Annotated in this window: 9 protein-coding genes; 4 read left to right on the forward strand and 5 right to left on the reverse strand. The window is 65.8% G+C overall.

The genetic code is table 11. The features are described from left to right. Positions 1 to 5 precede the first annotated feature (5 nt). The 5 genes from ACK5L9_RS06220 to ACK5L9_RS06240 are packed head-to-tail and all read right to left on the reverse strand — an operon-like array spanning position 6 to position 4,845. A complete protein-coding gene (locus tag ACK5L9_RS06220; RefSeq protein WP_416910597.1) occupies positions 6 to 1,463 on the reverse strand; it encodes an aldo/keto reductase in 1,458 nt (485 codons plus the stop codon). Further along, complete coding sequence (locus ACK5L9_RS06225; RefSeq protein WP_416910598.1) at positions 1,456 to 2,427, reverse strand: branched-chain amino acid ABC transporter permease; 972 nt, start codon at positions 2,425 to 2,427, stop codon at positions 1,456 to 1,458. The genes ACK5L9_RS06220 and ACK5L9_RS06225 overlap by 8 nt, the downstream gene beginning before the upstream one ends. After that, positions 2,424 to 3,338, reverse strand: a complete 915-nt coding sequence (locus ACK5L9_RS06230; RefSeq protein WP_416910599.1) for a branched-chain amino acid ABC transporter permease — start codon at positions 3,336 to 3,338, stop codon at positions 2,424 to 2,426. Before ACK5L9_RS06230 ends, ACK5L9_RS06225 begins: the two co-directional genes overlap by 4 nt. Then, positions 3,335 to 4,060, reverse strand: coding sequence for an ABC transporter ATP-binding protein (locus ACK5L9_RS06235; protein WP_416910607.1), 726 nt, complete (start codon positions 4,058 to 4,060; stop codon positions 3,335 to 3,337). Before ACK5L9_RS06235 ends, ACK5L9_RS06230 begins: the two co-directional genes overlap by 4 nt. 5 nt (positions 4,061 to 4,065) lie before the next feature. Continuing rightward, on the reverse strand, positions 4,066 to 4,845 hold the full coding sequence (locus ACK5L9_RS06240; RefSeq protein WP_416910600.1) for an ABC transporter ATP-binding protein: 780 nt from the start codon (positions 4,843 to 4,845) through the stop codon (positions 4,066 to 4,068). Between the two features lie 123 nt (positions 4,846 to 4,968). On the opposite strand from ACK5L9_RS06240, the gene ACK5L9_RS06245 reads away from it, so the two are divergent. From ACK5L9_RS06245 to ACK5L9_RS06260, 4 genes are all read left to right on the forward strand, one after another. Beyond that, on the forward strand, positions 4,969 to 5,685 hold the full coding sequence (locus ACK5L9_RS06245) for a GntR family transcriptional regulator (protein WP_416910601.1): 717 nt from the start codon (positions 4,969 to 4,971) through the stop codon (positions 5,683 to 5,685). After that, entirely contained in the window at positions 5,678 to 6,022 is a 345-nt protein-coding gene (locus tag ACK5L9_RS06250) for a TIGR04076 family protein (protein ID WP_416910602.1), read from the forward strand. Before ACK5L9_RS06245 ends, ACK5L9_RS06250 begins: the two co-directional genes overlap by 8 nt. A 1-nt stretch (position 6,023) precedes the next feature. Beyond that, a complete protein-coding gene (locus ACK5L9_RS06255) occupies positions 6,024 to 7,073 on the forward strand; it encodes an aldo/keto reductase (RefSeq protein WP_416910603.1) in 1,050 nt (349 codons plus the stop codon). Between the two features lie 61 nt (positions 7,074 to 7,134). Next, the coding region (locus ACK5L9_RS06260) for an ABC transporter substrate-binding protein (protein ID WP_416910604.1) at positions 7,135 to 7,595 on the forward strand (461 nt) is incomplete at its 3' end.

Raw genomic sequence — 7,595 nt, forward strand, 5'->3', positions numbered from 1 at the left:
GGCGGCTATGGCAGCACGGCCTCGGCCTCGATCTCGACGCGATAGGGGCCGATCAGCGCCGCGACCTGAACCAGCGTGTTCGCCGGGCAGGTCGCCCCGAACACCCGGCCATGCGCGCGCGACACGGCCTCGCAATCGCTGACATCGGTCAGGTAGATGCGGGTGCGGACGACATGTTCGGGGCCTGCGCCATGGGCCCGCAGCGCCGCCGCGATCTTGTCCAGAATGAACGTCGCCTGCGCCCCGGCATTGTCCGGTGCAACGGCATGGTCAGCGCCATGGGTCGCCGTGGTTCCCGAGACAAGGATCCGCTTGCCGACCCGGACGGCGCGGCAATAACCCGCCACCGGTTCCCATTTCGAACCGGAAAAGACCCGCGCGCGATCCGGCAGCGCGGCATCGGGGATGGCATCGTGCTGCGGCCTGATCGCCGACAGGTGATGCGACAGGTCGCCCGACGCGGTCAGGAAAGGCGGTTTGCGATATTCATCGCCGCAATCGCCCGGAACCGGGGTCATCCGCGCGAAAACAGCATCCAGCGCGGCGCGGTCAGCATCATCCAGCGCGAAGGAAAAGACGTTCAGGTTGTCGGCGCGGTGTTCGGCCTCGGTGATGCGCGCGCCGATGATCGTGGCGGCGACCGAGGGCGTGTCCAGCACCCATCGGCTTGCGACATTGGACAGCGACACGCCATGTTTCCGCGCAATGCCATGGGCGGCGGCCAGCAATTCCTGAAACACCCGCCAGCCCCCCGCCGCGTCGATGAACCGCTTGTATTTCAGGCGGCTCCAGTCGGGGATGCCGGTCGGCTCGGGCCTGTTCAGCCAGCGTTCGGACAGGAACCCACCGCAAAGCGTGCCATAGGCCAGCAGCCGCACCCCGGTCGCCATGCACAACGCCGTCAGCGCCCCGGCGGCGCGGCGATCGACCAGCGAAAAGCTGACCTGATTCGACACGATGCCTATCCCCTCGGCCAGCGCCAGATCCAGATGGGCGGCGTCGAAATTGGTCAGCCCAATGGCACCGATCAGCCCCTGCCCGCGCAGCTTTTCCATTTCGTGCAGCGCATCCAGCCAGCGCGGGTCATCAAAGCTCCACCAGTGGAATTGCAGCAGGTCCACGCGGTCCACCCGCAGCCGGTCCAGCCGGTCCTGCACCCCCGCGCGGACAATATCGGGCGTCATCGGGCCGGGCTCGGGGCACCATTTGGTGAAGGCGCGGACATGTCCGCGGTCAGGACGGGACAGCAATTCGCCGGTGATGATCTCGGCCGAGCCATAGTGATCGGCCATGTCGAAGCCATCGAACCCGGCATCCGCATAGGCGGCAAGGCGGTCGGCGGCATCCACCGGATCCAGCGCCGTCCCGTCCTTTTCCAGATCGGCCACCTGCCACAGCCCGCATATCAGGCGCGGGATGTCCAGCCCCGGCGCAAGCCGGATCCTTGGGGGGGTCTCAGGCATTGGTCACATGTCCTTTCATGGAGGCTCTGGCGCGGCGCAGCGTGTCGGCCTCGCCCAGAATGCCGCGCGGCCGCAACAGCAGCACAGCGCACAGCGCGACGCCGATCATGACGATTTGCAGCGATGCCGCGCGGGCCTGCTGACCAGCGGAAAAAACCGACGAGACAAGGCTGCCCGACACCGCCCAGATCGCCCAGACCAGCACCGCGCCCAGAATCGCGCCGCGCATATTACCCGAACCTCCGACGATCAGCATCGTCCAGACCTGAAAGGTCAGGGTCGGCAGGTAATTGTCGGGCGCGATGAAGCCGATGAAATGGCCCTGCGCCGCGCCGCCCAGCCCCATGACAAAACCGCCTATGGCAAAGGCCTGAAGGCGATAGGTCACGGGGTTTTTGCCCAGGGCGCGGGCAGCCTCTTCATCCTCGCGCAGCGCCCTCAGCACCCGCCCCCAGGGCGAGCGGACCAGACGTTCCAGCACCAGATAGCACAGCAGAACCACGGCGATCATCACCGTCAGATTGGCGGCGGCAAACAGGTTGGCGTTCCCGGCCAGTGCCCCGAACGGACGGGGGATAAAGCTGACGCCAAAAGGGCCGCCGGTCAGCCCCTCGACATTCAGCAGCGCAAGCTGGATCACCACCGCCGCGCCAAAGGTCGCAATCGCCAGGTAATCCGACCGCAGCCGCAGCGTCAGCGCGCCCAGCAGGAAACACAGCAGCCCGGCCCCCAGCCCTCCGCCCAGCCAGCCAAGCGGGACCGGCAGGCCAAAGCCGCCAAGCCGCCCGTCGATGGGCGGAGTGGTCAGGATCGCCGAGACATAGGCCCCCACCGCGACGAAACCCGCGATACCCACGTTGAACAGCCCGGCCTGCCCCCATTGCAGGTTCAGCCCCAGGCAGATCACCGCATAAGTCAGCGCCATGGTCAGAAAGAACGCTCCGTAAGACAACAGGTCGATCATGCCCCGGCCTTTCCAAAGATGCCCTGCGGGCGCAGCAGCAACACCGCCACAAGGATGACAAAGGACACGGCGGCACGCCACTCGGCCCCGATGAACTGCACGGTCAGCGCCTCGGCCAGCCCGACGATCAGCCCGGCCAGCATCGCGCCGGGAACCGAGCCGATGCCGCCAAGGATCGCCGCCGCGAACAGCGGCAGCAGCAGGTCAAGGCCCATGGTCGGGCGGATCTGCACGATGATGCCGGACATGATCCCGCCAATGGCCGCCAGCCCCGCGCCAAGGCACCACACCAGCCGGATCACCGCGCGCGTGTCGATGCCGACCAGCGCGGCCAGTTGCGGATCCTCGGATACCGCGCGCATGGACCGGCCTGCGGCGGTGCGGGTCAGCAGCAGATGGACCAGTACCACCAGAACGGCGGCCAGCGCGACGACCAGCATCTGATCAGGCGTGGCGCGCAGCCCCGGCAGGATCTGTTTCGAGATCTGCAAGGCATTGGTGAAATAGGCAGGGCTGGAGGTAAAGATGAACTCCAGCAGGTTGCGCAACGCCAACGCCGCACCGAAGGACGCCATGACCAGAATGATCGTCGCCGCGCCCGACCGGCGCAGGTGCCCGAACAGCAGCCAGTCAACGGCCAGCGCCAGCCCTGCGGTCAGCGGCACCGCCCCCAGCAGGGCCAGCGGCACCGACCAGCCGAACGAGAACGGCCCGACCGGCGTGGCAAGGCCCGGCAACAGCACCACAAGCGCGCCGCTGATCGTCAGCGCCAGATATGCGCCCCAGCTTAGCATCTCGCCATGCGCGAAATTGGCAAAGCGCAGGATCGCATAGACCAGCGTGACGCCGATCGCACCCAGCCCGATGATCGCGCCATTGACAAGCCCGTCCATGACCGGTTGCAGGATCATGACGCCACCCCGGCCCGCGCGCCGCCCAGATACAGATCGGCGACGACCGGATCGCCCGCCAGCCGCTGTGACGGGGCATCATGCGCGACGCGGCCCTCGACCAGAATCACGCCGCGACTGGCGATCTTCAGCCCGGCGCGGACATTCTGTTCGACCAGCAGCATCGTGATGCCGCTGTCATTGATCGCGCGCAGCCTGTCAAAAACCTCGGCCACCATCGAGGGGGACAGCCCGGCGGAAGGTTCGTCGAGGATCAGCAATTCGGGGTCCACGATCAGCGCGCGCGCCACCGCCAGCATCTGCCTCTGCCCGCCCGACAGCGACCCGGCACGCAGATCGGGGCGATTGCCAAGATCGGGAAACAGGTCCAACATCGCGGCGATCCGTCCGGCCCGGCGCGACCGGGGCAGGATCTGCGCGGCAAGTTGCAGGTTTTCGCGGATGGTCATCCGGGTAAAGATATTCTCGGTCTGGGGCACAAAGGCCAGCCCGTGCCGCAGCCGCAGATGGGCGGGCAGGCCGGAAATATCCGCCCCGCGCAGGGTGACGCTGCCGCCATGCACGGGAACCAGCCCGGCCACCGTCTTGACCAGCGTGGATTTCCCCGCACCGTTCGGCCCCAGCAGCACGACGAATTCGCCCTGCCCGACGGTCAGATCCACGCCCTTCAGGATCGGCAGATCCGGCTGATACCCGGCGCTCAGATCGCGGATATGCAGCATCGCGGTCACGCCGCATCCCCCAGATAGGCGCGCACGACCTGCGGATCGCGGATCACGCTGTCGGGCGCGCCCTGCGCCAGTTCGCGCCCCAACGCCATCACGACGACACGCGAACACATCCGGGCAACCATATCCATGTTATGCTCGATCAGCAGGATCGAGACCCCCTCGTCGTTCAGCATGGCGATCCGTTCCATGATCTGTTCCAGCAGCGACGGGTTCACCCCGGCGGCGGGTTCGTCCAGCAAGATCACCTGCGGATCGGCCATCAGGATACGCGCCAGTTCCAGCAACTTGCGCTGCCCGCCCGACAGCACGCGGGCAGGCTGGTCGATCAGATGCGACAGCAGCAGGAAATCAATCAGATACCGCGCCTTGACGATGGCCCGCGCCTCGTCCCTGCGGGACTGGCCGTGGCGGAAAAAGGCACCCAGAACCCGCTCTCCGGACTGGTGCCGCGCACCGCACAGCACGTTTTCCAGAACTGTCATCTGCGGAAACGGGCGCGGAATCTGAAAGGTGCGGCCCAGACCGCGCGCCAGACGCTGCTCGGCCCCTTCGGCGGTGACATCATGCCTGCCCAGCTTTATCCGCCCGGCATCTGGCCGCATCGACCCGGCCAGCATGTTGAACATGGTCGTCTTGCCCGCCCCGTTCGGCCCGATCAGGCCCAGCAGTTCGCCGCGGTTCAGAACCAGCGACATGTCCTCGACCGCCTTCACCGCCTGAAAATTCCGGCAAAGGCCATGGGCGACAAGCGCGGGTGTTTCGGTCATTCCAGACATCGCAACCTCCCCGTCGGGTGGGCCTGGCGGGCATTTGTATCTTTGATCAAAGATTATTGACAGAATGTCATGACGCAAGCAAAAAAGAAGGGTGATGGGCCTGTGGCGAAGGGGGCAAGCCGGATGGGCGACCCGGATACAACCCAGACGACTGTGCCCGGACTGGGCCGCGTGGGCCGTTCCTCGTTGCAACAGCGGGTCTATGAGGAACTGGCGACATCGCTGATGCACGGGGCTTTTGCCGCCGGACAGGTGCTGCGGATGCAGGCCCTTGCGAATACGCTGGGGGTTTCGGTGATGCCCGTGCGCGAGGCTCTGGCCCGGCTGGTGTCCGAACGCGCGCTTGAAGTGATGCCCAACCGTTCGACCCGCGTGCCGCTGATCACCGCACCCCGGCTTGAGGATCTGGCCCGCGCACGCCGCCTGATCGAGGGAGAGCTGGTGCGACGCGCCATCCCCAATCTTGGCGCGGACATCTTTGCGCTGTTGAGGCAACAGACCCATGCCTGCGAAGCCGCCTTTGCGCGGCAGGGCGAGGCGCAGCCGACCGAAACCTCGGTCTTGAACCACGAATTTCACTTTACCATCTACCGCGCCGCGACATCGGATGTGCTGCTGCCCATCGTGCGCAGCCTGTGGATGCAATCCGGGCCCTATGTGCGCAGTTCTGCCATCATCTACGGGCGGAACCCGTCGCTGACGGCGATGCGCCATCACTGGGCGCTGATCGGCGCGCTTGAGGCGGGCGATGCCGTTGCCGCCATCGCGGCGCTGCATGCCGACATCACCCAGTCCTTTGACCTGATCCGGGCCGAACTGAACGAGGTGCCGAATGGCTGATGAAAGTTTCGAATTGTGGGACTTGCGGGTCGAGGTGATCGCGCCCGAGGGCGGCGCGATCTATTGCGGCGCGCAGCCCGGCGACTGGTTCGAATTGCGGGGCGAGATGCTGCATCTGCCGCCCGGTCAGGGGTTCTCGATCTATTCGCTGGCCTCGGTCCTGCCGCTGCTGGCCGCGAAACAACGCCAGACCCACCCGAACGACTGGATGAGCACCGATGCCGAGGTCGCCTGCCCCGACCCGAACTGTTCAACCCGGCTGCGGATCACCCGAACCGGGAAACGCCGTTTCAACCATTCCGACACCACTGCCGTGCCGCTTGCGAAAGATGACTGACATGCCACAACCGCAGCGCTTTGCCCTTGCCGAAGGCTACGACATCTCGCGCGTTATCCGGGGCGGATGGCAACTGGCAGGCGGGCATGGGGCCATTGATCAGGCCGGTGCCATAGACGATCTGATCGCCACCGCCAAGGCGGGCATCACCACCTTTGACTGCGCCGATATTTATACCGGCGTGGAAGAGATCATCGGCGCATTCCGTGCCGAATATGCCCGCAGCGACGGCGCAGAGGCCCTGTCGCGCATCCGCGTTCACACCAAATGCGTGCCCGATCTGGACAAGCTGGCCGGGCTGACCCGGTCCATGTTGCAGGAAACCATCGACCGTTCATGCAGGCGGCTGGGGGTCGAACGGCTGGATCTGGTGCAGTTCCACTGGTGGGATTACGCGCAGGGCGACTGGTTGCAGGCGGCGCATTGGCTGAGGGAATTTCAGGCCGAGGGCCGCATCGCCTTGCTGGGCGGCACGAATTTCGACAGCGACCGCGCCGGGGCGATGCTGGATCACGGCATCGGGCTGGCGACGATGCAGTTGCAATATTCGCTGCTGGACCGGCGACCGGAACATCGGATGACGGCGCTGGCGGCACGGCACGGGATGCATTTCCTGTGTTATGGCACGGTCGCGGGCGGGTTCCTGTCAGATCGCTGGCTGGGCCAGCCCGACCCGCAGGGCGAGATGGAGAACCGTTCGCTGACGAAATACCACCTGATCATTCAGGATCTGGGCGGCTGGGATCTGTTCCAGTCGCTGCTGTCCACGCTGCGCGGGATCGCCGATGCGCATGATTGCGATATTGCCACCATCGCCTCGGCCGCCGTGCTGGCCCGCCCGCAGGTGGCGGGTGTGATCGTCGGCGCACGCAACCGTTCGCATCTTGAGGCAAATCTGCGCGTGGGTTCCGTCGCCCTGACGCCTGCGGATCTGACCGCCATCAATGCCGCGCTGGCCGATGCCGCGCCGCTGGCGGGCGATGTCTACACGCTGGAACGCGACCGCACCGGGCGGCATGGCGCGATCATGAAATACAATCTCAACAAGTAAGGCACCCAAAGCCTTGACCAACAGCCCCGCAAAGGGCGCTTTACCGACAGGAGTTATCACGATGAAAACAGCATTCTTCGTTTCGGCCGCGCTGGCCGCCCTGACCGCCCCCGCCGCGGGCTGCGAGATCAAGCTGGGCATGGTCATGGAGCTGACCGGCCCCGCAGGCGTCTATGGTCAGGCCGGGGCCAAAGCCGCCGACATGGCCTTTCGCGACCTGAATCAGGCGGGCGGCGTTCTGGGCTGCGACATTGTCACCGACACGCGCGACAGCCAGAGTCAGGGCAATGTCGCCGTCGATCAGGCCACCCAGCTTGTGAATATCGGCAAGGTTCCGGTGGTGATCGGCGGCATCATCTCGTCGGTCAGCATCCCGATCCTGACCTCGGTGACGGCCCCGGCAAAGGTGGTGCAGGTATCGCCCGCGTCGTCATCTCCGACGCTGACGCAGCTTGGCGAGGAGGGCAAGACCGGCGGATATTTCTTCCGCACCATCACCTCGGACGCGTTGCAGGGCACGGC

Origin of the sequence: Paracoccus sp. (in: a-proteobacteria) (assembly GCF_047973135.1) — a bacterium.
Taxonomy (GTDB): Bacteria; Pseudomonadota; Alphaproteobacteria; order Rhodobacterales; family Rhodobacteraceae; genus Paracoccus.

Excerpts from the sequence above, each read along its gene's own strand:
- ACK5L9_RS06245 (WP_416910601.1), top strand. The coding sequence starts at position 4,969 with ATGGGCGACCCGGATACAACCCAGACGACTGTGCCCGGACTGGGCCGC.
- ACK5L9_RS06250 (WP_416910602.1), top strand. The coding sequence starts at position 5,678 with ATGGCTGATGAAAGTTTCGAATTGTGGGACTTGCGGGTCGAGGTGATC.
- ACK5L9_RS06255 (WP_416910603.1), top strand. The coding sequence starts at position 6,024 with ATGCCACAACCGCAGCGCTTTGCCCTTGCCGAAGGCTACGACATCTCG.
- ACK5L9_RS06230 (WP_416910599.1), bottom strand. The coding sequence starts at position 3,338 with ATGATCCTGCAACCGGTCATGGACGGGCTTGTCAATGGCGCGATCATC.
- ACK5L9_RS06220 (WP_416910597.1), bottom strand. The coding sequence starts at position 1,463 with ATGCCTGAGACCCCCCCAAGGATCCGGCTTGCGCCGGGGCTGGACATC.
- ACK5L9_RS06225 (WP_416910598.1), bottom strand. The coding sequence starts at position 2,427 with ATGATCGACCTGTTGTCTTACGGAGCGTTCTTTCTGACCATGGCGCTG.
- ACK5L9_RS06240 (WP_416910600.1), bottom strand. The coding sequence starts at position 4,845 with ATGTCTGGAATGACCGAAACACCCGCGCTTGTCGCCCATGGCCTTTGC.
- ACK5L9_RS06235 (WP_416910607.1), bottom strand. The coding sequence starts at position 4,060 with ATGCTGCATATCCGCGATCTGAGCGCCGGGTATCAGCCGGATCTGCCG.